Here is a 26,358-nt window from a genome sequence, read left to right as displayed (position 1 = left end):
GGAAACCCGGTCGGCCGCCGCACCGCCGCCGCGTACAGTCCGCCGCATGGCTGTGGACACGAGGCCGGCGGTGCGCGCCGGCCGATTCCGGCTGCTCCCGCTGGGTGTGGTGTTCCTGACCGTCGGCCTCTCCACCGCCGTGGTGCTGCCGTTCCTGTCGCTGTTCCTCGACCGCGAAGTCCACGCCAGTCCGTTACGGGTGACCGTGTTCCTGGTCGTCGCCCCGCTGTCCGGGGTGGTCGCCTCGGCGCTGATCGGCCGGCTGTCGGACCGCCTGCCGATCCGGCGCGCGCTGCTCGTCGGCGCCGCGCTGGCCGGCGTGGTGGGCGCGGGTCTGACCGCGTACGTCCGCGACTACTGGATCCTGCTGGGGCTCACCGCGACCGCCACGGCGCTGGCGAACTCGCTGTTCCCGCAGTCGTTCGCGTACACCCGGGCGCTGTTCGACAGGGACGATCCGGCGCGGGCCGCGTTCGGCGTCAGCCTCATGCGTACCGTGTTCTCGCTGGCCTGGGTGGCCGGGCCGGCGCTGGCCGCGGTGCTGCTCGACGTCGGCGGCTTCCGCCTGGTCTACGGCATGGCCGCCGTCATGTACGCGCTGGCCGCGCTGGTGGCCGCGTTCCGGCTGGAGGAGCTGCCGCTGCCGGCGCGGCCGGTCGCGGGCGATCCGGACGGCGCCGCGCCCGGCCCACCCGGCGCGTCCCGGCTGCGGCTGGCGCTGACGGTGCTCGCGTTCGTCCTGCTCCAGTGCCCGCTGACGGTCGGTGTGCAGGCGCTGCCGCTGTTCATCGACACCGAACTGAACGACGACCCCTCCCGCGCCGGACTGGTGCTGGGCCTGTGCGCGGCACTGGAGATCCCGCTGATGCTCGGGCTGGGCGCGCTGACCGCGCGGGTCCGGCTGCGGACGCTGGTCCTGGTCGGCGGTGCCTGCGGGGTCGCCTACTACGCGACCGCCGCGCTGGCGCCGAACGTGCCGGTCCTGCTGTTCACGCAGCCGGTGAACGCGCTGTTCATCGCCGCGGTGTCCGGCGTCGGCATCGCCTACGTGCAGGATCTGCTGCCGGGCGAGCCGGGCCGGGCCACCACGCTGTTCACCAACACGTTCCCGATCGGGGCCATGCTCGCCGGGCCGCTGCTCGGGATCTCCGCGCAGGTCGGCTACCGGTGGGCGTACGGCATGAGCACCGCGCTGTGCGCGACCGGGCTGCTGGTGCTGCTGCTGACCCGGCCGCGGGCGCGGGCCTGACCGGCGCGGCGGTCAGCGGCGCCGCACCAGGACCACGTGGTCGATCAGCTCGCCGGTCCGGCCGTCCGGGCCGGTGGCGGTGCGGCGTGCCGCGCCCAGCCGCTCGGTGTCCCAGCCGTCCGGGTCGAGGCTCATCGCGGCCAGGATCTCCTCCGGTTCGGCGAACCGGTGGTGGCCGGTGTCGGACCCGGCCCACGGCGGCGGCGCGCCGTGCTCGACGACGAGCAGCCGGCCGCCGGGCGCGACCGCCTCGGCCGCCGGGGGCAGCACCTTCTCCCGGGGCAGGACCAGTGGCGACTGGAAGAACTGCGCGGACACGAGGTCGTACCGGCCGGGCGGGAAGCCCTGCGTCAGGTCGTGCCGGACGGTGGTGATCCACTCCGCCACTCCGGCCCGCTCGGCCTCGACGGCGAGGCGGTCCAGCGCGACGGACGAGATGTCCACTGCGGTGACCCGCCATCCCTTCGACGCCAGCCACACCGCGTCGCCGCCCTCACCGGACCCCAGGTCGAGCACGGTGCCCGGGGGCAGCGCGGCGGCCACCTCGGCCAGGACCGGGTTCACCCGGCCGCTCCAGATCCGGTCCCGCTGGCCGTACCGCTCGTCCCAGAACCGGGCCGGGTCGGTGTCCGCCGCCGGATGCTCGTGGTGGTGCCCCGTCATGTCTGCCTCCTCGCCGCCGGTCGTCTCCCGACCGGCCCCGCCATCGTGCGTCGCCTCGGACCGGACAGCAAGGAACCTTGCCGTTCCGGCAAACCACCGAGCCGCCGCAGGATTAACGCACCGCGCCCGTGGGCAGACATTTGTCATCGGACACGCGAACGAGGGAGCTGACGGCATGGCGAAGGGCGACATCGACACCTACCAGCAGGACGGGCAGTGGAAGAACCGCCCGGAGGGCAACGAGCGCGCGACCAGCCGCCACGACACCAAGGCGGAGGCCGAGGCGGCCGGCCGGGAGATGGCGGCCGAGCGCGGCGCCGAGCACGTGATCAAGAAGCAGGACGGCACGATCGGCGAGAAGAACAGCTACCCCCGCAGCCGCGACCCCCGGGAGATCCCGGGCTGAGCACTCAGCGCAGACGCGATACGGCGTCGGATCCGAACGGGTCCGGCGCCGTATCGCGTACCGGCGGGTAGTGAGTGGCTGGCTAAAAACTTTTGTTCGGTTCCTACAACGGTCCCCGCTCAGGCTTCGGCCGTTACGACATGGCGCCGCCCGCGCACAGGCGGAAAGGTGAGGCAGGCCGGGGGCATCGCCGCGCCCGGCGCACAGGAGTGGGTCAACCGAAGGGGACGGTCACGTGTTCACCCGTGTCGCCATCGTCAACCGTGGTGAGGCCGCGATGCGGCTCATCCACGCGGTCCGGGAACTGGCCGCGGAGACCGGCAGCCGGATCGAGACCGTCGCGCTGTACACCGACGTCGACCGTACCGCCACCTTCGTCCGCGAGGCGGACGTCGCCTACGACCTGGGCCCAGCGTCCGCCCGCCCGTACCTGGACCTCAAGGCCCTGGAGCGCGCGCTGGTCGAGACCGGCGCGGACGCTGCGTGGGTGGGCTGGGGTTTCGTGGCCGAGGACCCGGCGTTCGCCGAGCTGTGCGAGAAGATCGGCGTGACGTTCGTCGGGCCGAGCCCGGACGCCATGCGCAAGCTCGGCGACAAGATCGGCGCGAAGCTGATCGCCGAGGAGGTCGGCGTGCCGGTCGCGCCGTGGAGCCGCGGCGCGGTGGAGAGCCTGGAGGACGCGCTGCGCGCGGCGGCCTCGATCGGCTACCCGCTGATGCTCAAGGCCACCGCCGGTGGCGGCGGGCGCGGCATCCGGGTGATCCGCAGCGACGCCGAGCTGGCCGACGCCTACGAGCGCACCAGCCAGGAGGCCGCGCGGGCGTTCGGCAGCGGCGTGGTGTTCCTGGAGCGCCTGGTCACCGGCGCCCGGCACGTCGAGGTCCAGGTGATCGCGGACGGCCAGGGCACCGCGTGGGCACTCGGGGTACGGGACTGCTCGGTGCAGCGGCGCAACCAGAAGGTGATCGAGGAGTCCGCGTCGCCGGTGCTGAGCCCGGAGCAGACCGCGGAACTGAAGGCGTCGGCCGAACGGCTGGCGGTCGCCGTCGGCTACCGGGGCGCGGCCACAGTCGAGTTCCTCTACCACCCGGGCGACCGGCTGTTCGCGTTCCTGGAGGTCAACACGCGCCTTCAGGTCGAGCACCCGATCACCGAGTCGACCACCGGGTTCGACCTGGTCAAGGCGCAGCTGCACGTGGCCGGCGGCGGCCGGCTCACCGGCGAGCCGCCGGTCGAGCGCGGGCACGCGATCGAGGCGCGGCTCAACGCCGAGGACCCGGACCGCGACTTCGCCCCCTCCCCCGGCCGGATCACCCGGCTGGACCTGCCCGCCGGTCCCGGTATCCGGGTCGACACCGGGGTCAGCGAGGGTGACACCATCCCGGCCGACTTCGACTCCATGATCGCCAAGATCATCGCGTACGGCCGGGACCGGGACGAGGCGCTGGGCCGCCTGCGCCGGGCGATGGCGAACACCACTGTGGTCATCGCCGGCGGCGCGACGAACAAGAGCTTCGTGCTCGACCTGCTCGACCAGCCCGAGGTGATCGACGCCAGCGCGGACACCGGCTGGATCGACCGGGTACGCGGCGAGGGCCGCCTGGTCGCGCACCGGCACTCCGCCGTGGCGCTCGCCGCCGCCGCGATCGAGGCGTACGAGGAGGACGAGACCGCCGAACGGCAGCGGCTGCTGTCCACGGCGGCCGGTGGACGTCCGCAGGTGCAGCACCGCAGCGGCCGGCCGCTGGACCTGAAGCTGCGCGGCGTGACCTACCGGATGCGGGTGGCCCGGGTCGGCGCGCACCGGTTCCGGGTCGGTGTCGAGGCCGGTGGCGACGTCCGCACCGCCGACGTCGAGCTGGACCGCTTCGACCGGCACACCGGCCAGATCGCCGTCAACGGCGCCCGGTTCCGCCTGCTCACCGACACCCACGGCCCGGTCCACCTGGTCGAGGTGGACGGCGTGACGCACCGGATCAGCCGCGACGAGGGCGGCGTGCTGCGCTCCCCCATGCCGGCGCTCGTGGTCGCCACGCCGCTCGCCGTCGGCGCGGAGGTCGAGGCCGGGGCGCCGGTGCTGGTGCTGGAGGCGATGAAGATGGAGACGGTGCTGCGGGCACCGTTCCGGGCCCGCCTCAAGGAGTCGTCGGTGGCGGTGGGCACCCAGGTGGAGGCCGGCGCGCCGCTGCTGCGTCTGGAGCCGGTCGCCGAGGACGACGCCGAGGCCGCCGACGGCCCGGCCGGACCGGCGGTCGAGCTGGACCTGCCCGCCGCGCCCGCGGACGTGCCGGCGCGGTCCCGGGCCGAGCGCGGCCAGGAGGACCTGTGCGCGCTGCTGCTCGGCTACGACGTGGACCCGCACGACGAGCGCCGGGTGCTCGACGACTACCTGGACGCGCGGCGGGCGGCCACCGAGGCCGGGCACCGGCCGCTGGCCGAGGAACTGGAACTGGTGAACGTCTTCGCCGACCTGGCGGAGCTGAGCCGGAACCGGCCCGGCGGCGACGACGGGCCGGGCGGGCACGTGCACAGCGCCCGTGAGTACTTCCACACCTACCTGCAGAGCCTCGACGTCGAGCGGGCCGGTTCCCCCGAGTCGTTCCGGACCCGCCTGGCGAAGGCGCTCGCCCACTACGGCGTCACCGAACTGGACCGCTCCCCCGAACTGGAGGCCGCGGTCTTCCGGATCTTCCTGGCCCAGCAGCGGGCCGCCGCCGACGCCACTGTGATCGCCGCGCTGCTGCGCTCCTGGCTGCGCGAGCCGCCGCCGGACGAGGCGCTGCGCGAGCCGGCCGGCCTCACGCTGGAGCGGCTCGTCGCGGCCACCCAGGTCCGCTTCCCGGTGGTCGCCGACCTGGCCCGGGGCGTGGTGTTCGCCTGGTTCGCCCAGCCGCTGCTGCGCCGCAACCGGGCCCGGGTCTACGCCCAGGTCCGTACCCACCTGCGGCACCTCGACGCGCAGCCGGACGCGCCGGACCGCGCCGAGCGGATCGCCGAGATGGTGCGCAGCACCGAACCGCTGGTCCGGCTGCTCGGCCAGCGCCTGGTCCGCAACGACCTGGACAACGCGGCCATGCTGGAGGTGCTGACCCGCCGCTACTACGGCAACAAGGCGCTCACCGAGGTGCGTACCCGCACCGCCGGTGGTGGCACGTTCGTGGTGGCCGGGCGGGACGGGTCGAGTGTGGTCTCGGCCGCCGTACGCTTCGACGCGCTCGGCGACGCGCTGCGCGGCCTGGCCGAGGTGGCCCGCGACTGCGAGGCCGTCGACGCGGACGTCTACCTGGCCTGGGAGAACCAGCCGGAGGACCTGGACACCACCGCCGCCGCGCTGCTGGACGTGGTCAACGCGCACCCGCTGCCGCAGCAGGTACGCCGCCTCACCACCACCGTCGCCGGGCGTGGCGGCGCGGTGATGCACCACCACGTCACGTTCCGCCCGGCGGAGGGCGGCGGGATGGCCGAGGAGCGGCTGATCCGCGGCCTGCACCCGTACATCGCGCAGCGGATGCAGCTGGAACGGCTGCGCGAGTTCGACCTGACCCGGCTGCCGTCGCTGGACGAGGAGGTCTACCTGTTCCAGGCGGTGGCCCGGCAGAACCCGTCCGACCAGCGGCTGGTGGCGTTCGCGCAGGTGCGTGACCTGACCGAGCTGCGGGAGCAGGACGGCCGTCTGGTGGCGCTGCCGACCACCGAGGACACGGTGGCGGCCTGCATCGACTCGATCCGCCGGGCGCAGTCGCGGCGGCCGTCGAAGTCGCGGTTCCCGACCAACCGGATCGTCGTCTACGTGTGGCCGCCGAGCGAGCTGACCCGCGAGGAGATGGAGCTGATCGCCGGGCGGGTACGCCCGACCACCGTGGGCGCCGAGCTGGAGGAGATCCTGTTCATCGCGCGGCAGCGCGACCGGCGTACCGGCGAGCTGACCAAGGTGGGCGTGCGGATCACGTTCGACGTGACCGGGCACGCGCAGCTGACGGTGGGCGAGCCGCCGGCCGAGCCGGTCGAGCCGCTGGACGACTACCGGCTGAAGGTGCTGCGGGCGGCCGGGCGCAACACGGTCTACCCGTACGAGCTGACCGGCCTGCTGGGCGACTTCGTCGAGCACGACCTGGACGCGGACCACCAGCTGGTGCCGGTGGACCGGCCGAAGGGGCGCAACAGCGCGGCGATCGTGGCCGGTGTGGTGACCACCCCGACGCCGCGGCACCCGCAGGGCGTGACCCGGGTGGTGCTGCTGGGCGACCCGACCAAGTCGCTGGGCGCGCTGTCCGAGCCGGAGTGCCGGCGGGTGATCGCCGCGCTGGACCTGGCGCAGCGGATGGGCGTGCCGCTGGAGTGGTACGCGCTGAGCGCCGGCGCCCGGATCTCGATGACCTCCGGCACCGAGAACATGGACTGGGTGGCCGCGGCGCTCAAGCGCATCGTCGAGTTCACCCAGGACGGCGGTGAGATCAACATCGTGGTGGCCGGCATCAACGTCGGCGCCCAGCCGTACTGGAACGCCGAGGCGACGATGCTCATGCACACCAAGGGCGTGCTGGTCATGACGCCGGACTCGGCGATGGTGCTGACCGGCAAGCAGTCGCTCGACTTCTCCGGCGGCGTCTCGGCCGAGGACAACTTCGGCATCGGCGGCTACGACCGGGTGATGGGCCCGAACGGGCAGGCGCAGTACTGGGCGCCGGACCTGCCGGCCGCGCGGGACGTGCTGATGGCGCACTACGACCACACGTACGTCGCGCCGGGCGAGCACGCCCCGCGCCGGGCCGTCACGATGGACCCGGTGGACCGGGACGTCTGCGGCTATCCGCACGCGGTGGCCGGCAGCGACTTCGCCACGGTGGGCGAGATCTTCTCCGCCACCGCCAACCCGGACCGCAAGAAGCCGTTCGACATCCGTACCGTCATGCGGGCGCTCGCCGACCAGGACCACCCGGTGCTGGAGCGCTGGGCCGGCATGGCCGACGCGGAGACCGCCGTGGTGCAGGACGTGCACCTCGGCGGCATCCCGGTGTGCCTGCTCGGCATCGAGTCCCGCTCGGTGCCCCGGCACGGCTTCCCGCCCACCGACGGCCCGGACACCTACACCGCGGGCACGCTGTTCCCGCGCTCGTCGAAGAAGGCCGCGCGGGCGATCAACGCGGCCAGCGGCAACCGCCCGCTGGTCGTGCTGGCCAACCTGTCCGGCTTCGACGGCTCACCCGAGTCGATGCGCAAGCTGCAACTGGAGTACGGCGCGGAGATCGGCCGGGCGATCGTCAACTTCCGCGGCCCGATCGTGTTCTGCGTGATCTCGCGCTACCACGGCGGCGCGTTCGTGGTCTTCTCCAAGGCGCTCAACCCGGACATGACGGTGCTGGCGATCGAGGGGTCGTTCGCCTCGGTGCTCGGTGGCGCGCCCGCCGCGGCCGTGGTGTTCGCCGGCGAGGTCGCCGCCCGCACCGCGGCCGATCCCCGGGTACGCGACCTGGAGGCGAAGGTCGCCGTCGCGGCCGGGACCGAGCGGGCGACGCTCACCGCCGAGCTGGACGAGCTGCGCTCGTCGGTGCGGGCGGAGAAGCTGGGCGAGGTGGCCGCCGAGTTCGACCGGGTGCACAGCATCCAGCGCGCGGTCGAGGTCGGTTCGGTCGACGCGGTGATCCGGGCCGCCGAGCTGCGTCCCCGCGTCATCGAGGCGATCGAGGCGCGCCTGCGCTGACACGTTCCATCGCCGGACGGCGGGTGGGCCTGCGGGTCCGCCCGCCGTTTCGCGTGCGCCGGTGCTTGACGGGCCGCCGGTCGCGTGGTGTGCTCAGTTGGTAATGGAAACCGTGTTCGTTAGCACTCCGGAGGAGACATGTCGCTCACCGTTCCGCCCGCCCTGCTGCACGCCGCCGAGACCGGTCCCGTGAACGAGGAGGAGTTCGTCGCCTGCGTCCGCGACTCCCTGCCGTACGCCTGGGAGACGGTCAGCCGGGTCGCTGCCGACCTGGCCGCGTCCGAAGCCGAGTTCGCCGACAACGTGGTGCCGCCGCCCGGCGACGCCGAGCGCGGGCAACTGCTGCGCGCGCTGGCCAGCGACGCGATCCGCGCCGGCCTGGAGCGGCACTTCGGGGTGACGCTGGCGTTCCAGAACTGCCACCGGGTCGCGGCGTTCCGCCCCGGCGCGGGAGGCTCCGAGGCGTACCGCCGGTTCACCTCCAGCCGCGGCCAGTTACTCAACCAGTCGCCGGCGCTGCGCAACTGCTGACCGGACGCGCGGGCGGGCCACCGCCCGCCCGCGGCACCGCTCAGGCGGCGCAGCGGTCGCAGGTGCCGAAGATCTCCAGGGTGTGCCCGACGTCGGTGAAGCCGTGCTGGGCGGCGACCTGGTCGGCCCACCGCTCGACGGCCGGGCCGGCTACCTCCACGGCCCGGCCGCAGCGGCGGCAGACCAGGTGGTGGTGATGGCGGCTCTGGCTGCACCGGCGGTAGAGGTGCTCGCCGCCGGGCAACCGCGCCGAGTCGATCTCGCCGTTGTCGACGAGCATCTGGAGCGTCCGGTACACCGTGGTCAGGCCGACCTTCGCCTGCCGCTGGACGAGCATCTGGTGCAGCTGCTGCGCGCTGTGGAAGCCGTCCAACTCCCGCAGCAGCGCCAGCACCTCGGCGCGCTGACGGGTGTTGCGGGTCGCCCCGGTCGTCGCCTGGGTCACCGTCGCCTCCCTCGTCCGGGCGCCCGCCCGGCACCCTCGTCCGGCCGCGGCCGCGCCCGGCGCGCCACGTGACACCCGGAACCATTATGCCTTCCGGCCGCACCGCCGATCCCGGGTCCGGGACGCTCCGCCGCCTGCGGTGTGACGTGCCCGACCGCCCCGGCCGGAACTATCCGGCGTACCGCGCCGACAAACGGTACGAACACCGGATCTTCGAGGGGACGACGTCATGCCCAGCACCACCAGCCGCCGCTTCCTGCGCCCGGCGGCCCTGATCGGCGCCGCCGTGCTCGCCGCGTCGGTCACCGCCTGCGGGTCCTCCGGCACGCCGTCCGCCGCCCCGCCGGGCTCGGCGTCGGCGTCGGCGAGCGCGGCGGCGGGCGTGCTCACCGTCAGCGACCCGTGGGTGAAGGCCGCCGACAAGGGCATGACCGCCGCGTTCGCAACGCTCGCCAACGACGGCGACACCGACGTCACGATCACCGGGGTGACCACCGACGTGTCCCGGGCCGAGATCCACGAGATGGCCATGACCGACGGGACGATGACGATGCGGCAGAAGCAGGGCGGCGTCGTCGTCGCCGCCCGCTCCCGGGCCGCCCTGGAACCCGGCGGCGACCACCTGATGCTGATGGACCTGACCCGCCCGGTGCGGGCCGGCGACCAGCTCGACATCACGCTCACCTTCGCCGACGGCCGGACCCAGACGTTCACCGCCGTGGCGAAGCCGTTCACCGGCGCCCAGGAGACGTACGCCCCCGGACACGGCGCGAGCCCGGCGTCATGACCGGCACCGGCACACCCGCCCGCCGGGTGAGCCGGCGTGGCCTGCTCACCGGCGGCGCGATGGCCGCCGGGGGCGCGCTGACCGGCGCGGGCGCCCTCGCCGCCGTCCGTCCCCAGGGGGTACGCCCCGACGACGCCGTCCCGGTGGCACACGTCGGCAGCGCGGTCGAGCCGTTCCACGGCACCCGGCAGTCCGGCGTCACCACCGACCCGCAGGCACACGCGGCGTTCGTCGCGTTCACGCTGCGCCCCGGCACCGACCGGGCGGCGCTCGGGCGGATGCTGCGGCTGCTCTCCGACGACGCGGCCCGGCTCACCCAGGGCCGCCCGGCGTTGGCCGACACCGAGCCGGAACTGAGCGTGCTGCCGGCCCGGCTCACCGTCACGTTCGGCTTCGGTCCCGGGCTCTACGCCGCCGCCGGGCTCGACGACCGCCGGCCCGCCTCGGTGGCCGAGCTGCCCGCGTTCGGCATCGACCGGCTGCAACCCCGCTGGTCCGGCGGGGACCTGCTGCTCCAGATCTGCGCCGACGACCCGCTCACCGTCGCCCACGCCCAGCGGGTCCTGGTCAAGGACAGCCGTCCGTTCGCCGTCGTCCGGTGGGTGCAGCAGGGCTTCCGCCGGGCGGCCGGCGCCGAGCCGGGGCGTACCCAGCGCAACCTGTTCGGGCAGCTCGACGGCACCGCCAACCCGAAGCCCGGCACGCCGGCCGACACCGCGGTGTGGGTGACCGACGGACCGGACTGGCTGCGCGACTCGACGACGCTCGTGGTGCGGCGGATCAGCATGAACCTGGAGACCTGGGACCTGCTGGGCCGCACCGACCGGGAGCTCGCCGTCGGGCGGCGTCTCGACACCGGCGCGCCGCTGACCGGCCGGGCCGAACACGACGAGCCGGACTTCGCCGCGCTCGGCCCGGACGGGCTCACCGTCATCCCCGACTTCTCGCACCTGACCCGGGCCCGCGTCACCGACGACCGGCAGAAGATCCTGCGCCGGCCCTACAACTACGACGGCGTGCCGACTCCCGAGGGGAACGCGGACAGCGGCCTCGTCTTCGCCTCGTACCAGGCCGACGTCGCCCGCCAGTTCCTGCCCGTCCAACGCCGGCTCGCCGAGCGCGACCTGCTCAACGAGTGGACCACCCCGATCGGCTCCGCCGTGTTCGCCGTACCGCCCGGCTGCCCCGGGGGCAGCTGGATCGGCCGGCAACTGCTCGGCTGACCACCACAGGAAGGCGCGTCATGCGTACCCGTTCCGTCACCGCGCTGCTAGCCGCGGTCCTCACCGCGCTGCTGCTGGTCCCGGCCACGCCCGCGGCGGCGCACAACTCGCTCCAGGAGGCCACGCCCGCACGCGACGCCCGGCTCACCGCCGCGCCGACGCAGGTCACGCTGCGGTTCCTGCAACGGCTGAACCCCTCGTTCACCACCGTCACGGTCAGCGACGCCGGTCAGCGCACGGTGCCCACCTCCGCACCGGCGGTGGACGGCGCCACCGGCACCGTGACGATCGACGAGCCGCTGGGCAACGGCACCTACACCGTCGCCTACCGGGTGGTGTCCCGCGACGGCCACCCGGTCCAGGGGTCGTACCGCTTCACCGTCGCCGACCCGGCCGCGCCCGCGCCGTCAGCTTCCGCGCCGTCAGCTTCCGCGTCGTCGGCGGCTCCCGCGTCGTCGGCGGTTGCCGCGTCGACCGGCACGGACGCCGCGGGCGAGCCGGATGCCTCGGTCGCGCGGTCCGGCGACGACGGCCCGCCGGTCGCGCTGCTGGCCGGTGGGGCGGTCGCCGGGCTGCTCGTGGTCGCCGGGATCACGCTGCTGGTCGCGCGCCGGGCGCGCGCTCGTCGCACTGACCACTGACGACCGGACCGCACGGCGGGATCGGCGGCGGGGTGCACGGGCCCTCGGCGGGCCGGCCCCGGGTGAGTGAGCGCCGGCCCTTCGGCGGGCCGGCGACGGTGAGCGGGCCGCGAGCGGCTCAGCGGGCGGGCGGCGGGCCGACGCTGCGGCGCGGCACCAGCGTCGGCGCGATCGTCTGCCGCAGCGGCCCGACGGTCGGCGACTCGATCTGTGCCAGGAGCAGGTCGAGGCTGGCCGCGGCGACCGCGCCGAAGTCCGGCCGCACCGTGGTCAGCGGCGGGATGAAGTACGCCGCCTCGGGGACGTCGTCGAACCCGACCACGCTGATGTCGTCGGGGACGCGGCGGCCGTGCTCGTGCAGCGCCCGCAGCACGCCCAGCGCCAGGTGGTCGTTGGCGGTGAAGACGGCGGTGACCTCCGGCATCCGGGCCAGCATCTGCCCGCACCGGTAGCCCGCCGCCGCCGACCAGTCGGCCGGGACCAGCGGCGGGATCTCGGCGCCGGCCTGCCGCAGCGCCTCGCGCCACCCCTCGATCCGGCCGGCGCTGTCGAACCAGTCCGACGGGCCGGACACGTGCCACACCGTGCGGTGCCCGGCGGCGAGGAGGTGCTCGGTGGCGGCCCGGGCGCCGGCGACCTGGTCGACAGTCACCAAGGGGATCGGCCGGCGCGGGTCGCCGTCGACAGTCACCAGCGGCACGTCCTGGGGCAGCCGTTCCAGCGCCTCTCCGGCCGACTCGACCGGCGCGATGACCACTATGCCGGCGACCCGGTGCGCCAGGTGCCGTTCCACGGCGGCCGAGATGGAACGGTGGTCGAGGTCGCGGACGCTGCCGACGCTCACCGCGAAACCGGCCTCGGCGGCCGCCTGCTCCAGCGCGGCCAGCAGGGACGCCGGGCCGTAGAGCGTGGTGTTCTGCGCGACCACGCCGATCACCTGGGACCGGCCGGTCACCAGCGCGCGGGCCGCGCGGTTGGGCCGGTAGCCGAGTTCGGTGATGGCGGCCTGCACCCGCAGCCGGGTCTGCTCACGCACGTTGGGATGCCCGTTGAGCACCCGGGAGACCGTCTGGTGCGACACCCCGGCGAGGCGGGCCACGTCCGTCATCGCAGGACCGCGCACGGCCACCTCACTTTCGCCACTGCCCGCGGCCACACCCGGTCGATCTCGACCGGACCGGCCCGGGTGGCGACAGTCTACGCCAGCGGTCCCATCGGTATCGGCACCGTGGATCGACCGTTCACATCGTGGCGCGGCGATATCGCGGAATCGACCGACGGCTCATTCCCTTCCGTTACGCAGCGGCGTGAACAGGCAGCTCGGGAGCTGTGGAATTGAGCCCGGGGTGCGGCATTTCCGGTGATTGCCGGTGCCCCACCCCGGGCTATTGAAGATGTGTCAACGGCCGCGAATGGTGACCGTTGTCACGGTGTTGTCAGCGAGAACTGCCGCACCGTCACCGCGCCACCCAGCGATTGGGTGGCGTAGTTGAAGAAGCCGAACCGGTACCCCATGAAGAACTGCCACGCGTTGTTGAGCGTCAGCGCGTTCCCGAGCGGTACGAAGTTCACCCCGTCGGTGCTGTAGGAGAACCGCGCCTGCCGTCCGGAGCCGGGCCGGATGTCGGCGTTGGCCCGCAGCCAGATCCGCCCGCCGGACACCGCCGCACTGGCGATCTCCGTACCGGTGCTGGTGGTGTTCCAGTTGTTCGAGCCCATGGTCAGGCCGTTCGTCATCACCACTCGCGTCGCGCCGTTGTCCCGCCGTACGCCGATCCAGGCCGAACTGTCGCGCAGCATCGCCAGGCCGGCCCGGTCACCGTCGCGCATGCCCGAGTAGTCCAGCTCGATCGTGCCGGTCGAGGTGGGGCCCTGGATGCGGTGGGTGAGCGTGTTGCGGGCCCGGTACAGGTCGTTCGTCACGCTGGCGGTCTGCAGGCGCAGGCCGTTGTTCACCGACCACCGGCTGTTGTCCGGGTTGTGGTTCCACTCGTACTGCACCCCGAGCGTGGTGCCGGAGAACGTGTCGGTGCCGGTGAGCGGCTTGACCGGGCGGGTCGGCAGCGGGTTGGGGTAGCTCGCGCCCCAGGCGCCGTTGACGGTCTGCACCTGCGGCCAGCCGTCGGAGGTCCAGGTGATCGGCGCCAGCGTCGGCATCCGGCCGCCCGGGTAGGCGTCGGTGAACGCCATGTAGTACCAGGCGCCGGTCTGCGTCTGCACCAGACCGCCCTGGTGCGGCACGCCGCCGCCGGAGATCGGGCCGGGCAGGTTGAGCAGCACCTGCCGCTGCTCGTACGGGCCGAACGGGCCGTTCGTGGACTTCAGCACGTACTGGCCGTTGGCCGGACGGGTCAGCCAGATGTAGTACGCGCCGTTGCGCTTGTAGAAGCGCGCGCCCTCCAGCGTGCCGATGCTCGACGGCGTCTGGTAGACCTGCTGGGCTCGGACCTGGCTGCGCCCGTCGGCGGAGAGCTGGGCCACGCTGATCGTGCCGTTGCCGTACGCGACGTACATGGTGTCGTTGTCGTCGATCAGCATGCCGGCGTCGTAGTAGCAGTTGGGGATGGTGGCCAGGCGGCTCCACGCCCCGTCGACGGCGCCCGCGGTGTAGATGTGGGTCTGCGCGAAGTCGATGCACCCGGCCCAGTAGAACGTGCGGTTGCTCGGCCGGTAGTTCAGCGTCGACGCCCAGATGCCGTCCACGTACGCGTGCTCACTGCTGCTCAGGTCGTACTTCGAGCCGAAGTCCAGCCGCGGTACGGAGTGCCCGGCGAACTCCCAGTTCACCAGGTCCCAGGAGCGCAGCACCGGCGCGCCCGGCGAGTAGTGCATGGTGGAGGCGGACATGTAGTAGACGTCGCCGACCCGGATGATGTCGACGTCGGCGAAGTCCTGCCAGACGGCCGGGTTGGTGAAGCTGCCGCCCGGGTTGCCCGGGTTGTCGCCCACGCGGACGAGCTGCCACTGCTGGTTCGCGCCGTTCCAGTCGTCGTACTGGACGATGTTGCCGCCGTCGGCGGTGGAGGCGTTCTGCACCTCCATCACCTTGTTCGAGTTCCGGTTGATCAGCCGGACGTACCCGCTGTCGGAGTCGGCCAGCCGGAACTGCTGGTTGGTGCCGCCGTGGTCGGTCCACTGGACCACCGCCGCGCCGTTGGCGGTGGACGCGCCGGTCACGTCGAGCACCTTGCCCGAGTGCCGGGAGCGCAGCCGGTAGTAGCCACCGCCGGAGTCCACGAACTGCCACTGCTGCCAGGCGCCGTCGTTGCGCGTCCACTGGGTGATCCGCGCGCCGTCGTTGGTGGCCTGGTTGTACAGGTCCAGCGCCTTGCCGCTGTTGCGGTTCACCAGCACGTAGTACGCGCTGGTGTCCACCGTGGCGGCCGATACCGGCGCCGGTACGGCGCCCACCACCACGCCGCCGACAAGCAGCGCCACCACCCCGGCCAGCAGCCGGGACAGGCTTCCACGCCCACGGGACAGTCGAGCCGTCACCACGATCCTCCTTCGTCGACCGGAGCCCGGGCGCGGCGGCACGCGCCGACGACGGCGGCGTTATCGCTAACAGCGACGCCCACCCAGGCGAGAGTCGGATCCCTGGCAACTGCGGCGCAGATCGCGCCCGGAACGGCCCGCGAGCGGTGCCGGTGACCCTATCCATCGACTGTGAGCGATAACATGCCGTTCGTCAAGGCGTAACGTGCGGCCCGCCGCGCGGGCCGGCACGGACGGCGGGCGGCGGCTCAGAAACCCCGGGCGAGCCGGTAGTACGCCTGGTTCCAGCGCAGCTCGTCGGCGAAGCGGTGCGGGCGCGTCTCGGCGTCGATGACCACCAGTTCGGTCCGGGCCATCGCGGCCAGGTCGCGCAGCTCCTCCACGCCGACGGCCTGGGAGAGCACGGTGTGGTGCGGTGCGCCGGCGGTGATCCACGCCTCCGCCGAGCCGGCCAGGTCGGGCTGCGGACGCCAGACCGCGCGGGCCACCGGGAGGCGGCGCAGCGGGTGCGGCGGCGGCACCACGTCCACCGCGTTGGCGACCAGCCGGAACCGCTCCCCCATGTCCGCCATGCCCAGCACGACAGCCGGGCCCGGCGCCGCGTCGAACACCAGGCGGACCGGGTCCTCCCGCCCGCCGATGCTCAGCGGGTGCACCTCCGCGCTCGGCACGTCGGCGGCGATGCTCGGGCACACCTCCAGCATGTGCGCGCCGAGGATCAGCTCCTGACCGAACGTCAGGTCGTAGGTGTAGTCCTCCATGAACGAGGTGCCGCCCGGCACGCCGACGGCCATCGCCTTGAGCGTGTGCACCAGCACCGAGGTCTTCCAGTCCCCCTCGCCGCCGAAGCCGTAGCCGTCGGCCATCAGGCGCTGCACCGCGATGCCGGGGAGCTGCCGCAGCCCGCCGAGGTCCTCGAAGTTCGTGGTGAACGCCCGGAAACCACCGGCGTCGAGGAACGCGCGCAGGCCCAGCTCCTGGCGCGCCGCGTACCGCAGGGAGTCGTGCCGGTCCCCACCGGGCCGCAGCTCGGACGCGACGCGGTAGGTGTCGTCGTACTCCTTGACCAGGTCGTCGACCTGGGCCTCGGGCACCTGGTCGACGGCGGCGACCAGGTCGTTGACGCCGTAGGTGTTGACCGAGACGCCGAAGCGCAGCTCGGCCTCGACCTTGTCCCCCTCGGTGACCGCGACGTCGCGCATGTTGTCGCCGAAGCGGGCCAGCCGCAGGGTCCGCACCGCCGACCAGCCGATCGCGGCGCGGGCCCACGCCGCGACCCGCCCGACGACCCGCGGGTCGGTGACGTGGCCGGCGACGGTCTTGCGGGCCACCCCGAGCCGGGTCTGGATGAACCCGAACTCCCGGTCGCCGTGCGCGGCCTGGTTGAGGTTCATGAAGTCCATGTCGATCTCGTCCCACGGCAGCGCCACGTTGGCCTGCGTGTGCAAATGCAGCAGCGGCGTGCGCAGCGCGTCCAGCCCGGAGATCCACATCTTGGCCGGGGAGAACGTGTGCATCCAGGCGATCACCCCGACCGCGCCCTGCGCCGCTGCGTCCCGGCAGGCCGCGAGGATGTCCGCGCTGGAGGTGAGGACCGGCTTCCAGACCACGCGTACGGGGATGTCCGGCGACTCGTCCAGGCGCGCGGCGATCTGCCGGGACTGCTCGGCGACCTGCCGCAGGGTGTCCTCGCCGTAGAGGCCCTGGCTGCCGGTGAGGAACCAGACCTCGGGCTGGGGGTGAGTTGCCATGTTGTTGCCTTCCGCGCTAGGAACCGTCACTTGAACCGGATGCCGATGAGGCGCTGGAGGAGGATGAACGCGAACAGCAGGCCGCCGATCACGATCTTGGTCCACCAGGAGTTGAGGCTGCCGTCGAACGTGATCAGGGTCTGGATCACGCCCAGCACCAGCACGCCGAGCACGGTGCCGAAGACGTACCCGGAGCCGCCGGTGAGCACGGTGCCGCCGATCACCACGGCGGCGATCACGTCCAGCTCCATCCCGACGGCGATCAGCGGCGCGCCGGACAGCGTGTAGAACGACAGCAGGATGCCGCCGATCGCCGAGCAGAGCCCGCTGATCGTGTAGACGGCGATCCGGGTCCGCGCCACCGGCAGGCCCATCAGCAGCGCCGACTGCGCGTTGCCGCCGACCGCGTACACGTTGCGGCCGAACCGGGTGTACGCCAGCACGTACGCCGCGATCAGCACCACCGCGAACGCGATCAGCACGCTGATCGACACGAAGTTGCCGGCCGGGTCGCCGATGCGCTGCTGCGACATCGAGGTCCAGAAACCGTCGGTGATGGAGATGGAGGAGTCGCTGATGAACGTGCACATGCCCCGGGCGAAGAACATCCCGGCGAGTGTCACGATGAACGGCTGGATCTCGAAGAAGTGGATCGCGCAGCCCATCAGGAAACCGAGCGTCGGGCCGATCAGCAGCGCGATCACCAGCACCAGGGCCGCGGGCAGGCCGTCGCGCAGCAACGACGCCGACACCATCGCGGTCATCGCCACCACCGAGCCGACTGACAGGTCGATACCGCCGGTGAGGATCACGAACGTCATGCCCACCGCGACGACGAGCAGGAACCCGTTGTCGATGAAGACGTTGAAGACGACCTGGACGTTGGAGAAGGCGCGGTACTGGGACACGCCGATGCCGTACATGACCAGCAGCAGGGCGAGCGTGGCCAGCACCGGGACGTGCCGCCGGGGCAGGCTGGGCCGCCAGGACCGGCCGGTGGTCAACGACGTGCTGCTCATGCCGGTACCTGCTCCTTCTCCCGCTGCGGGGCCGCCGGGCCGGGTTCGGCCCCGCGCCGGCGCCGGCGCAGCCGGGCCCGGAACGCCGGAGCCTGGACGAGGCAGACGGCGATGACGACGACCGCCTTGAACAGCAGCGACGTCTGCGGCGAGATGTTCATGGCGTACACCGTGGTGGTCAGGGTCTGGATGATCAGCGCGCCGAGGACGGTGCCGCCGAGGGAGAACCGGCCGCCGGCCAGCGAGGTGCCGCCGATGACGACCGCCAGGATCGCGTCGAGCTCGATCCACAGACCGGCGGCGTTGCCGTCGGCGCTGGAGACGTTGGCGGTGACCATGAAACCGGCGAGCGCCGCGCAGACGGCGCTGATCACGTAGACGAGGAAGACGATGCGCCGCGACCGGATGCCGGCGAGCCGGCTGGCCTCGGCGTTGCCGCCGACCGACTCGACGATCAGCCCCAGCGCGGTGCGCCGGGTGAACGCGGCCACGAGCAGCGCGGCGGCGAGCGCGATCAGGATGGCCAGCGGCAGCGTCAGGAAGTGCCCGAGCCCGATCGCCCGGTACGGACCGGAGTTGATGGTGATGATCTGGCCCTCGGTGACGAGCTGGGCGATGCCCCGCCCGGCCACCATGAGGATCAGCGTGGCGATGATCGGCTGGATGCCGATGACCGCCACGAGTATCCCGTTCCACGCGCCGAGCACGAGCGCGGCGCCGAAGGCCAGGGCGAGCGCGGTGGCCACAGTGGCCGGGCTGTTCTGGTCGGCCGCCCCGCTGATGTGCAGGCAGGCGATCGCGCCGCTGATCGCGCAGAGCGAGCCGACCGACAGGTCGATGCCGCCGGTGGCGATGACGAGCGTCATGCCGAGCGCGACCAGGATCAGCGGCGCGCTCAGCCGGAGGATGTCGATCGGTGTGCCGTACAGATGGCCGTTCTTGACCTCGACGGCGAGGAAGCCGGGACGGTAGACGGTGTTCGCGGCGATCATGACCACGAGCACGAGCGCCGGCCAGAACAGGCGGTGGCCGGTCAGCGGGCGGAGGCGGTCGGCGACGGCGGTCATCGGGTCACCTCCTCCCGGGGCGTTCCACTGGCGATGGTGCGCATGACGCGGTCGGCGTCGAGCGTGTCGTCGTTGTCGAGCTGGGCGACCATCTCCCGGTCGCGCATGACCGCGACCCGGTGGCTCAGGCGCAGCACCTCCTCCAGCTCGGCGGAGATGAACAGCACCGCCATGCCGCCGTCGGAGAGCTGCACCACCAGCTTCTGGATCTCGGCCTTGGCGCCGACGTCGATGCCGCGGGTCGGCTCGTCCAGGATCAGCAGGCGCGGTTCGGTGATCAGCCAGCGGGCCAGCAGCACCTTCTGCTGGTTGCCGCCGGAGAGGTTTCGCACCGGCAGCTCCGGGTTGGCCGGGCGGATGCTCAGCGCCTCGACGTACTTGCGGACCAGCTCGTCCTGGCGGCGGCGCGGGATCGGCCGCAGCCAGCCGCGCGCGGCCTGCATCGCCAGGATCATGTTCTCCCGGACCGTGAGTTCCGGGACGATGCCCTCGGCCCGGCGGTTCTCCGAGCAGAACCCGACGCCCTGGCCGATGGCCTGGATCGGGTTGCGCACCGGCGCCCGGCCGCCGTCGAGCCGGACCTGGCCGTGGTCGGCCCGGTCCGCGCCGAAGATCAGCCGTGCCACCTCGGTGCGGCCGGAGCCGAGCAGGCCGGCCAGGCCGACCACCTCACCGGCGTGGATGCGCAGGCTGAACGGGGCGACCGCGCCGCGCCGGCCCAGCTCGGCGGCGTCCACGAGCGGGGCCTCGTCACCGGCGTCGACGGTGGCGCGCTTCTGCTGCTCGTCGAGCCGCTCCAGCACGTCCAGCTCCTGCCCGATCATCTTCTCGACCAGGCTGAACTGCGGCAGCTCCTCGGTGCGGTACTCCCCCACGAGCCGGCCGTTGCGCAGCACGGTGATCCGGTCGGCGATGCCGTAGACCTGGTCGAGGAAGTGGGTGACGAACAGGATCGCGATCCCCTCGTCACGCAGCTGCCGCATGATCCGGAACAGCTGCGCCACCTCGCCGGCGTCCAGGCTGGACGTCGGCTCGTCCAGGATCAGCACCCGCGCCCGCACGTCGATCGCCCGGGCGATGGCGACCATCTGCTGCACCGCCAGCGAGTACGAGCCGAGCGGCGCGGAGACGTCGAGGTCGAGGTCGAGCCGGGCCAGCAGGTCGCGGGCCCGGCGGCGCATCTCGCCCCAGCGCACCGCGCCGAAGCGGCGGGGTTCCCGGCCGATGAAGACGTTCTCCGCCACCGACAGGTTGGTGCAGAGGTTGACCTCCTGGTAGACGGTGCTGACACCGGCCGCGGCGGCCTGCATCGGACCGGTGAACGAGACCTGCTCGCCGTCGAGCGTGACGACGCCCGCGTCGGTCCCGTAGACGCCGGTCAACACCTTGATCAGGGTGGACTTGCCGGCGCCGTTCTCGCCCATCAGGGCGTGGACCTCGCCCGGGAACAGCCGGAAGTCGACGTCGTGCAGCGCGCGGACCCCGGGGAAGGTCTTGCTGATGCCGGTCATGGTCAGGACCGGACGGTTACCCGTCATCCCATCGGACCTCTTCTTCGACGGTGGTGGTACGGGGGCCGCCGTCGGTTGCGACGGCGACCCCCGGGGTGACTCAGTACTTGCGGTTGGGCAGTGCCTCCTTGGCCTGCTCCTGGGTGAACGTGGTCTCCTCGGTCTCGATCCGGGCGGGCACCTCCTCGCCGGCCTTGACCTTCTTGACCAGGTCCATCAGCTGCGGGCCAAGCAGCGGGCTGCACTCGGCGATGAAGTTGAACTTGCCGTCCGCGAGGGCCTGCATGCCGTCCTTCACCGCGTCGACGGTGATGATGGTGATGTCCTTGCCGGGCGTCTTGCCGGCCGCGGTGATCGCCTCGAGCGCGCCCAGGCCCATGTCGTCGTTGTGCGCGAAGAGCACGTCGATCTTCGGGTTGGCCTTGAGGAACTGCTCCATCACCTGCTTGCCGCCGGCGCGGGTGAAGTCACCAGACTGGGAGGCGACGATCTTCAGGTTGGGGTTGGCGGCGATGGCCTCGGCGAAGCCCTTCTTCCGGTCGTTGGCCGGCGCCGAGCCGGTGGTGCCCTGAAGCTCCACGATGGTGACCGGGCCGGACGCCGCCTTCTTCTGCTCCACCAGCCACTCGCCGGCGAGGCGGCCCTCCTTGACGAAGTCCGAGCCGAGGAACGTCTTGTAGAGCGACTTGTCGGCCGAGTCGACGGCGCGGTCGGTCAGGATCACCGGGATCTTGGCGTCCTTGGCCTCCTTGAGCACGGTGTCCCAGCCCGACTCCACCACCGGCGAGAAGGCGATCACGTCGACCTTCTGCTGGATGAAGTTGCGGATCGCCTTGATCTGGTTCTCCTGCTTCTGCTGGGCGTCGTCGAACTTCAGCTCGATGCCCGCCTCGGCCGCCGCCTCCTTGATCGAGGTGGTGTTGGCGGTACGCCAGCCACTCTCGGCGCCCACCTGGGAGAAGCCCAGGACGATCTTGTCGTTGCCGTCGCCGGAACCGCCGCCGGTGTCGCTGTTGCCGCACGCGGCCATGCTGGCGGCGAGCAGCACGCCGGCGAAGGCCGCTATGACCGTGCGTGCCGTGCTCCTGCTTCTCATCGATTCTCCTCCGGGGTTGGATGTTCCGGGCGCGCGACCGGTGGGAACCGGCGCGGCCCGGGTGTGGTGGTGGGGGGGTGCGCGGCGCTGTCCGGGGTCAGGGCGCCGGCGGGCGTTGGCCGTACACGTTCTGGTAGCGGTCGTAGAGCGAGTCGATGTCGGCCGGCGCGATCGGCACCGGCTGCCCGAGCGCGCGGGCCAGGTGTGCGGTACGGGCGACGTCCTCGCACATCACCGCGGCCTTGACCGCCGCCCGGGCGTCGCGGCCGATGGTGAAGACGCCGTGGTTGCGCATGAGCACCGCGGGTGATCGGTGCCCGGACAGCGTGCTGACGATGCCCTTGCCGATGTCGTCGCCGCCGATCAGCGCGAACGGCCCGATCGGGATCTCCCCGCCGAACTCGTCGGCCTGCGCGGTCAGCCAGCACGGGATCGCCTCGCCGCGGGCCGCCCAGGCGGTGGCGTATCCGCTGTGCGTGTGCACGACGCCGCCGACCTCGGGCATCGCGCGGTAGACGTAGGCGTGCGCGGCGGTGTCGCTGGACGGGGCGCCGTCGCCGTCGACGACCGTGCCGTTGAGGTCGCAGACCACCATGGCCTCGGCGGTCAGGTCGTCGTAGTCGACCCCGCTGGGCTTGATGACCATCAGCTCCTGACCGGGTACGCGGGCCGAGACGTTGCCGGCGGTCCAGGCCACCAGGTCGTAGCGGGTCAGCTCGCGGTGCAGGCGGGCCACCGTCTCGCGCAGCGCGGCCACCTGGCGGGTCACCTCGGTGTTCATCCGACCACCTCCAGGGTCGCGGGGGTGCGGTCCGCGGCGGCGTCGACGGCCGCGTTGCGGATCGCCCGCAGGCGGAGCATGACGTCGTTCGCGCCGCGACCGAAGTGGTCGTGCAACGCGCGGTACTCGGCGTACAGGGCGTCGTAGGCGCGCACGTTCTCCGGTACGGGCCGGTAGACGGCCTCGTCGATGCGCCCCATCGCGGCGGACGCCTCGTGGATCGTCGGGTACGCCCCGGCGGCCACCGCCGCGTGGATGGCCGAGCCGAGCGCCGGGCCCTGGGCGGAGCCGATGATGCTCAGCGGCCGGTTCGTGACGTCGGCGTAGATCTGCATGAGCAGCCGGTTGGAGGTGAGTCCACCGGCCACCACCAGGTCGTCGACCGGCACGCCGGCCTGCGCGAACGCCTCGACGATCATCCGGGTGCCGTACGCGGTGGCCTCCAGCAGCGCCCGGTAGACGTCCGGCGGCCGGGTGGCGAGCGTCAGCCCGACGACCATCCCGCTGAGGTCGTGGTTGACCAGCAGGGACCGGTTGCCGTTCCACCAGTCCAGCGCCACCAGCCCGTGCGCGCCGACCGGCTGGGCGGCGGCGGCCTCGGTGAGCTGCTCGTGCGAGTCGAAACCGGCCGGGGCGGCGTGGCGTACGAACCAACCGAAGATGTCCCCCACGCCGCTCTGCCCGGCCTCGAAGCCCCAGGCGCCGGGGCTGATGCCGCCGTCGACGACACCGCACATGCCCGGCACCTCGGCCGGGTGCGTGCCGTTGAGGACGTGGCAGGTGGAGGTGCCCATGATGGCGACCAGCCGGCCGGGCCGCAACGCCTGAGCCGCGGCGGCGGTGACGTGCGCGTCGACGTTGCCGGCCGCGACCGCGATGCCCTCGGGCAGCCCGGTCCAGGCGGCGGCGCGGGCGCTGAGCGAGCCGGCCCGCGCGCCCAGCGGCAGCAGCGGACCGTCCAGCTTGGTCACGAAGTCGGCGAAGCCGGGGGCGAGCGCGGCCAGGTAGTCGGCCGACGGGTAGTGGTCGTCCTGCCGGATGCCCTTGTAGCCGGCGGTGCAGACGTTGCGCGTCTCGGCGCCGCACAGCTGCCACACGATCCAGTCGGCGGCCTCGATGAAGCGCTCGGCCCGGCGGTAGACCTCCGGGTCCTCCTCCAGGATCTGCAGGCCCTTGGCGAACTGCCACTCCGCGGAGATCTTGCCGCCGTAGCGGCCGAGCCACGGCTCGCCGCGTTCGGCCGCCAGCGCGTTGATCCGGTCGGCGTGCGGCTGCGCGGCGTGGTGCTTCCAGAGCTTCACCCAGGCGTGCGGCCGGTCGCGCAACTGCGGGATCTCGCACAGCGGCGTGCCGTCGGCGAGCGTCGGGAGCACGGTGCAGGCGGTGAAGTCGATGCCGATGCCCACCACCCGGGACGGGTCCACGCCGGCCTCGGCGAGCGCGGCCGGCACCGCGTGGCGCAGCACGTCGCGGTAGTCGTCGGGGTCCTGCAGGGCCCAGTCCGGGGGCAGCGCCGGGCCGCCGTCGGGAAGCGCGGTCTCGATGACCCCGCGCCGGTACTCGTGCACCGCCGTACCCAGTTCGGCGCCGTCACGGACGCGGACCACCAGTGCCCGCCCGGACAGCGTGCCGAAGTCGACGCCGATCACGTACCGGTCGGACGCGTCCACTTCGCTCATTTGCACCTCCGCCGTGTCACGGAGTTAGTGTTAGCGCTCACATATACATCCGTCAAGACACGTCCAAGCAACAGCTGCGTAACGAGCGGCGGCGCCCGGAACCGGCGTCCGTCGCCCCGCGCGGACCGGCCCGGCCGCCGGCCCGGAGATCCACGCCGACGGCGCGGCCAGACCCCGGACCGACGGCCTGTTAGCGACAACAATCGATGGAACTTCCGGAAAATCTCTCGGCACTTCCGGCACCCCTGACCCGAGCCCTCGGGCGCCGCCGCGGACCGCTCAGAGGGCCGCTCAGCGGCCCTTTTTCTCGCGACGACGCCCTCGGCAGCCGGTCGCCGCAGGCCACCCGAAGGTGGTGAGCCTATTTACAGTGTTTGATGTCAGCGATAACATTTCGCCATCCCCACACACTGTGGCGCCGCTGTCCGGGAAACCCCGGCGCCGCAGCCGGGCGGCGACGGACGGCGACCCCGTCGACCGCCGGAACCCCACCACCCACGAGCGCCCGCCGGCACCGACCGGCCGCTGGAACTGCCGTGCCGCATCCGTCCCCTGGACCACGGGCGACGCCGTGCGACCGGCGGGCCGCTCCCCTCCGGGCGCCGGCACGGACGGCGCCCGGCCACCGAGGAGGACGCAGTGCGCAAATGGACCCGACGGACGCTCGCCGTCCTGGGTGTCGCGGCGGTGGCGCTCGCTGCCACAGTCACCGACCAGGCCGTGGCCCCACGCCCCGCCCGGGCGCTGGACAACGGCGTCGCCCGGACCCCGCCGATGGGGTGGAACACCTGGAACACCTTCGGCTGCAACATCAACGAGACGCTCATCCGCCAGACCGCCGACGCGATCGTCGCCAACGGTCTGCGTGACCTCGGGTACAAGTACGTCGTCGTGGACGACTGCTGGTTCAACCCGAACCGGGACGCGCAGGGCAACCTCCAGGCGCACCCGCAGCGGTTCCCCAGCGGGATGAAGTCGCTCGGTGACTACCTGCACGCCCGCGGCCTGCTGTTCGGCATCTACCAGGTGCCGCTGGACAAGACCTGCGCCCAGGTCGGCGGCGCGTTCCCCGGCGCCACCGGCAGCCTCAACCACGAGTACCAGGACGCGCGGCAGTTCGCCGCCTGGGGCGTGGACTACCTCAAGTACGACTGGTGCTCCGGCACCGGGACGATCAACGACCAGGTGGCGCGGTTCGGCATCATGCGCGACGCGCTGGCGTCCACCGGCCGGCCGATCGTCTACAGCATCAACCCCAACAGCTACCACGCCAAGACCGGGCCACAGCGCAACTGGAGCGACGTGGCGAACCTCTGGCGGACCACCGAGGACATCACCAACGCCTGGAACACCGGCCAGACCAACGGCTACCCGATGGGCATCCAGAACATCGTCGACGTCACGGTGCCGCTGGCCGGGTACGCCGCCCCCGGCGGGTTCAACGACCCGGACATGCTCGAGGTCGGCAACGGTGGCATGAACGACACCGAGATGCGCAGCCACTTCGCGCTCTGGTCGATGCTCGCGGCGCCGCTGATGATGGGCAACGACGTACGCTCGGCGAGCGCGGCGACGCTGGCGATCCTGCGCAACGCGAACCTGGTCGCGATCAACCAGGACACGCTCGGCCGCCAGGCGGTCCAGGTCTCCTTCGACGGCACCCGGCGGGTGCTGGCCAAGCCGCTGGCCAACGGCGACGTGGCGGTCGCCCTGTTCAACCAGGGCAGCTCGACCACCACGGTCTCCACCACGGCGGCGGCGGTCGGCAAGAGCGGCAGCTCGTTCACGTTGCGCGACGCCTGGACCGACGCCACCTCCAGCAGCAGCGGCGCGATCTCCGCCAGCGTCCCGGCGCACGGCACGGTGGTCTACCGGGTCAGCGGCGGCGGCACCACCACCCCGCCGCCGGTCCCGACCACGTTCCGGCTGCGCAGCGAGTCGTCCGGCCGGTGCCTCGACGTCGACAACGCCGGCACCGCGAACGGCACCGGGACGCTGATCTGGGACTGCCACAACAACGCCAACCAGCAGTTCACCGCCAACGGGCAGGCGTTGCAGGTGCTGGGCAAGTGCCTGGACGTGCCGACGAACGCGACGGCCGGCACCCGGGTGCAGATCTGGGACTGCAACGGCGGCACCAACCAGCAGTGGACGATCAACGGCAACGGCACGGTGAGCAACGTGCGCTTCCCGGCCCTGTGCCTCGACGTCGACAACGCGGGCACCGCCAACGGCACGCGGGTGATCGTCTGGACCTGCCACGGCAACACCAACCAACGGTGGAGCCGGGTGTGAGCGGCTGCGGCCGGTGAA

The 26,358-nt window shown here is 72.6% G+C and carries 19 protein-coding genes; 8 read left to right on the top strand and 11 right to left on the bottom strand.

Going from position 1 to position 26,358, the window contains the following annotated elements:
* Nucleotides 1-46 precede the first annotated feature (46 nt).
* Nucleotides 47-1,249 (top strand): sugar efflux transporter, encoded by a 1,203-nt coding sequence (locus EAD96_RS07710; protein WP_233585519.1) that lies wholly within the window; start codon nt 47-49, stop codon nt 1,247-1,249.
* A gap of 12 nt (nt 1,250-1,261) precedes the next feature.
* On the opposite strand, the gene EAD96_RS07705 is transcribed toward EAD96_RS07710, so the two are convergent.
* Complete coding sequence (locus EAD96_RS07705) at nt 1,262-1,912, bottom strand: bifunctional 2-polyprenyl-6-hydroxyphenol methylase/3-demethylubiquinol 3-O-methyltransferase UbiG (protein WP_121683738.1); 651 nt, start codon at nt 1,910-1,912, stop codon at nt 1,262-1,264.
* A gap of 175 nt (nt 1,913-2,087) precedes the next feature.
* Between EAD96_RS07705 and EAD96_RS07700 the strand changes: the two genes are divergently transcribed.
* From EAD96_RS07700 to EAD96_RS07690, 3 genes are all read left to right on the top strand, one after another.
* Complete coding sequence (locus EAD96_RS07700; protein WP_121683737.1) at nt 2,088-2,318, top strand: DUF2188 domain-containing protein; 231 nt, start codon at nt 2,088-2,090, stop codon at nt 2,316-2,318.
* Between the two features lie 235 nt (nt 2,319-2,553).
* Nucleotides 2,554-8,019, top strand: a complete 5,466-nt coding sequence (locus EAD96_RS07695) for a carboxyl transferase domain-containing protein (protein ID WP_121683736.1) — start codon at nt 2,554-2,556, stop codon at nt 8,017-8,019.
* A gap of 138 nt (nt 8,020-8,157) precedes the next feature.
* A complete protein-coding gene (locus tag EAD96_RS07690) occupies nt 8,158-8,550 on the top strand; it encodes an SCO5389 family protein (RefSeq protein WP_121683735.1) in 393 nt (130 codons plus the stop codon).
* Nucleotides 8,551-8,590: 40 nt separating this feature from the next.
* Here the strand turns inward: EAD96_RS07690 and EAD96_RS07685 are convergent, their stop codons facing one another.
* Nucleotides 8,591-8,995, bottom strand: coding sequence for a Fur family transcriptional regulator (locus tag EAD96_RS07685; protein ID WP_013286817.1), 405 nt, complete (start codon nt 8,993-8,995; stop codon nt 8,591-8,593).
* Nucleotides 8,996-9,224: 229 nt separating this feature from the next.
* Between EAD96_RS07685 and EAD96_RS07680 the strand changes: the two genes are divergently transcribed.
* From EAD96_RS07680 to EAD96_RS07670, 3 genes are read left to right on the top strand one after another with little or no spacing between them, the layout of a single operon-like run.
* Nucleotides 9,225-9,782, top strand: a complete 558-nt coding sequence (locus EAD96_RS07680) for a copper chaperone PCu(A)C (protein WP_121683734.1) — start codon at nt 9,225-9,227, stop codon at nt 9,780-9,782.
* Nucleotides 9,779-11,005, top strand: coding sequence for a Dyp-type peroxidase (locus EAD96_RS07675; RefSeq protein ID WP_121683733.1), 1,227 nt, complete (start codon nt 9,779-9,781; stop codon nt 11,003-11,005). The genes EAD96_RS07680 and EAD96_RS07675 overlap by 4 nt, the downstream gene beginning before the upstream one ends.
* A gap of 20 nt (nt 11,006-11,025) precedes the next feature.
* Entirely contained in the window at nt 11,026-11,646 is a 621-nt protein-coding gene (locus EAD96_RS07670) for a copper resistance protein CopC (RefSeq protein ID WP_121683732.1), read from the top strand.
* A gap of 118 nt (nt 11,647-11,764) precedes the next feature.
* Here the strand turns inward: EAD96_RS07670 and EAD96_RS07665 are convergent, their stop codons facing one another.
* The 9 genes from EAD96_RS07665 to araB all read right to left on the bottom strand — a co-directional run bounded on the left by EAD96_RS07665 (nt 11,765) and on the right by araB (nt 24,045).
* A complete protein-coding gene (locus EAD96_RS07665) occupies nt 11,765-12,754 on the bottom strand; it encodes a LacI family DNA-binding transcriptional regulator (protein ID WP_199733094.1) in 990 nt (329 codons plus the stop codon).
* Nucleotides 12,755-13,071: 317 nt separating this feature from the next.
* Entirely contained in the window at nt 13,072-15,141 is a 2,070-nt protein-coding gene (locus EAD96_RS07660; RefSeq protein WP_120573741.1) for an RICIN domain-containing protein, read from the bottom strand.
* A 248-nt stretch (nt 15,142-15,389) separates the two neighbouring features.
* Complete coding sequence (araA, locus tag EAD96_RS07655; RefSeq protein ID WP_120569493.1) at nt 15,390-16,892, bottom strand: L-arabinose isomerase; 1,503 nt, start codon at nt 16,890-16,892, stop codon at nt 15,390-15,392.
* Between the two features lie 26 nt (nt 16,893-16,918).
* Entirely contained in the window at nt 16,919-17,911 is a 993-nt protein-coding gene (gene yjfF, locus EAD96_RS07650; protein ID WP_091417258.1) for a galactofuranose ABC transporter, permease protein YjfF, read from the bottom strand.
* Nucleotides 17,908-18,978: an ABC transporter permease gene (locus tag EAD96_RS07645; protein ID WP_120569492.1), complete on the bottom strand. Its 1,071-nt coding sequence runs from the start codon at nt 18,976-18,978 to the stop codon at nt 17,908-17,910. The genes yjfF and EAD96_RS07645 overlap by 4 nt, the downstream gene beginning before the upstream one ends.
* Entirely contained in the window at nt 18,975-20,516 is a 1,542-nt protein-coding gene (locus EAD96_RS07640) for a sugar ABC transporter ATP-binding protein (protein ID WP_121683731.1), read from the bottom strand. The genes EAD96_RS07645 and EAD96_RS07640 overlap by 4 nt, the downstream gene beginning before the upstream one ends.
* A gap of 73 nt (nt 20,517-20,589) precedes the next feature.
* Nucleotides 20,590-21,585: an ABC transporter substrate-binding protein gene (locus EAD96_RS07635; protein WP_120569490.1), complete on the bottom strand. Its 996-nt coding sequence runs from the start codon at nt 21,583-21,585 to the stop codon at nt 20,590-20,592.
* A gap of 97 nt (nt 21,586-21,682) precedes the next feature.
* On the bottom strand, nt 21,683-22,366 hold the full coding sequence (locus tag EAD96_RS07630) for an L-ribulose-5-phosphate 4-epimerase (RefSeq protein WP_199733093.1): 684 nt from the start codon (nt 22,364-22,366) through the stop codon (nt 21,683-21,685).
* Nucleotides 22,363-24,045 carry a ribulokinase gene (gene araB, locus EAD96_RS07625; RefSeq protein WP_121683730.1) on the bottom strand — a complete coding sequence of 561 codons (1,683 nt, stop codon included), beginning with the start codon at nt 24,043-24,045 and terminating at the stop codon, nt 22,363-22,365. Before araB ends, EAD96_RS07630 begins: the two co-directional genes overlap by 4 nt.
* Before the next feature lie 639 nt (nt 24,046-24,684).
* On the opposite strand from araB, the gene EAD96_RS07620 reads away from it, so the two are divergent.
* A complete protein-coding gene (locus EAD96_RS07620; protein WP_121683729.1) occupies nt 24,685-26,340 on the top strand; it encodes a glycoside hydrolase family 27 protein in 1,656 nt (551 codons plus the stop codon).
* The last annotated feature ends 18 nt before the right edge of the window (nt 26,341-26,358 follow it).

Origin of the sequence: Micromonospora sp. BL1, assembly GCF_003667485.1 — a bacterium.
GTDB classification, from domain to species: Bacteria; Actinomycetota; Actinomycetes; order Mycobacteriales; family Micromonosporaceae; genus Micromonospora; species Micromonospora tulbaghiae.
Note: the sequence above shows the minus strand (reverse complement) of the source record. Positions and strands in the feature narration are given on the sequence as shown.

Bases quoted from the DNA above. Each gene is read 5' to 3' on its own strand.
- EAD96_RS07630 (WP_199733093.1), bottom strand. From the start codon at position 22,366: ATGAACACCGAGGTGACCCGCCAGGTGGCCGCGCTGCGCGAGACGGTG.
- araB (WP_121683730.1), bottom strand. From the start codon at position 24,045: ATGAGCGAAGTGGACGCGTCCGACCGGTACGTGATCGGCGTCGACTTC.
- EAD96_RS07635 (WP_120569490.1), bottom strand. From the start codon at position 21,585: ATGAGAAGCAGGAGCACGGCACGCACGGTCATAGCGGCCTTCGCCGGC.
- EAD96_RS07690 (WP_121683735.1), top strand. From the start codon at position 8,158: ATGTCGCTCACCGTTCCGCCCGCCCTGCTGCACGCCGCCGAGACCGGT.
- yjfF (WP_091417258.1), bottom strand. From the start codon at position 17,911: ATGAGCAGCACGTCGTTGACCACCGGCCGGTCCTGGCGGCCCAGCCTG.
- araA (WP_120569493.1), bottom strand. From the start codon at position 16,892: ATGGCAACTCACCCCCAGCCCGAGGTCTGGTTCCTCACCGGCAGCCAG.
- EAD96_RS07640 (WP_121683731.1), bottom strand. From the start codon at position 20,516: ATGACGGGTAACCGTCCGGTCCTGACCATGACCGGCATCAGCAAGACC.
- EAD96_RS07680 (WP_121683734.1), top strand. From the start codon at position 9,225: ATGCCCAGCACCACCAGCCGCCGCTTCCTGCGCCCGGCGGCCCTGATC.
- EAD96_RS07710 (WP_233585519.1), top strand. From the start codon at position 47: ATGGCTGTGGACACGAGGCCGGCGGTGCGCGCCGGCCGATTCCGGCTG.
- EAD96_RS07665 (WP_199733094.1), bottom strand. From the start codon at position 12,754: ATGACGGACGTGGCCCGCCTCGCCGGGGTGTCGCACCAGACGGTCTCC.
- EAD96_RS07670 (WP_121683732.1), top strand. From the start codon at position 11,026: ATGCGTACCCGTTCCGTCACCGCGCTGCTAGCCGCGGTCCTCACCGCG.
- EAD96_RS07705 (WP_121683738.1), bottom strand. From the start codon at position 1,912: ATGACGGGGCACCACCACGAGCATCCGGCGGCGGACACCGACCCGGCC.
- EAD96_RS07700 (WP_121683737.1), top strand. From the start codon at position 2,088: ATGGCGAAGGGCGACATCGACACCTACCAGCAGGACGGGCAGTGGAAG.
- EAD96_RS07645 (WP_120569492.1), bottom strand. From the start codon at position 18,978: ATGACCGCCGTCGCCGACCGCCTCCGCCCGCTGACCGGCCACCGCCTG.
- EAD96_RS07675 (WP_121683733.1), top strand. From the start codon at position 9,779: ATGACCGGCACCGGCACACCCGCCCGCCGGGTGAGCCGGCGTGGCCTG.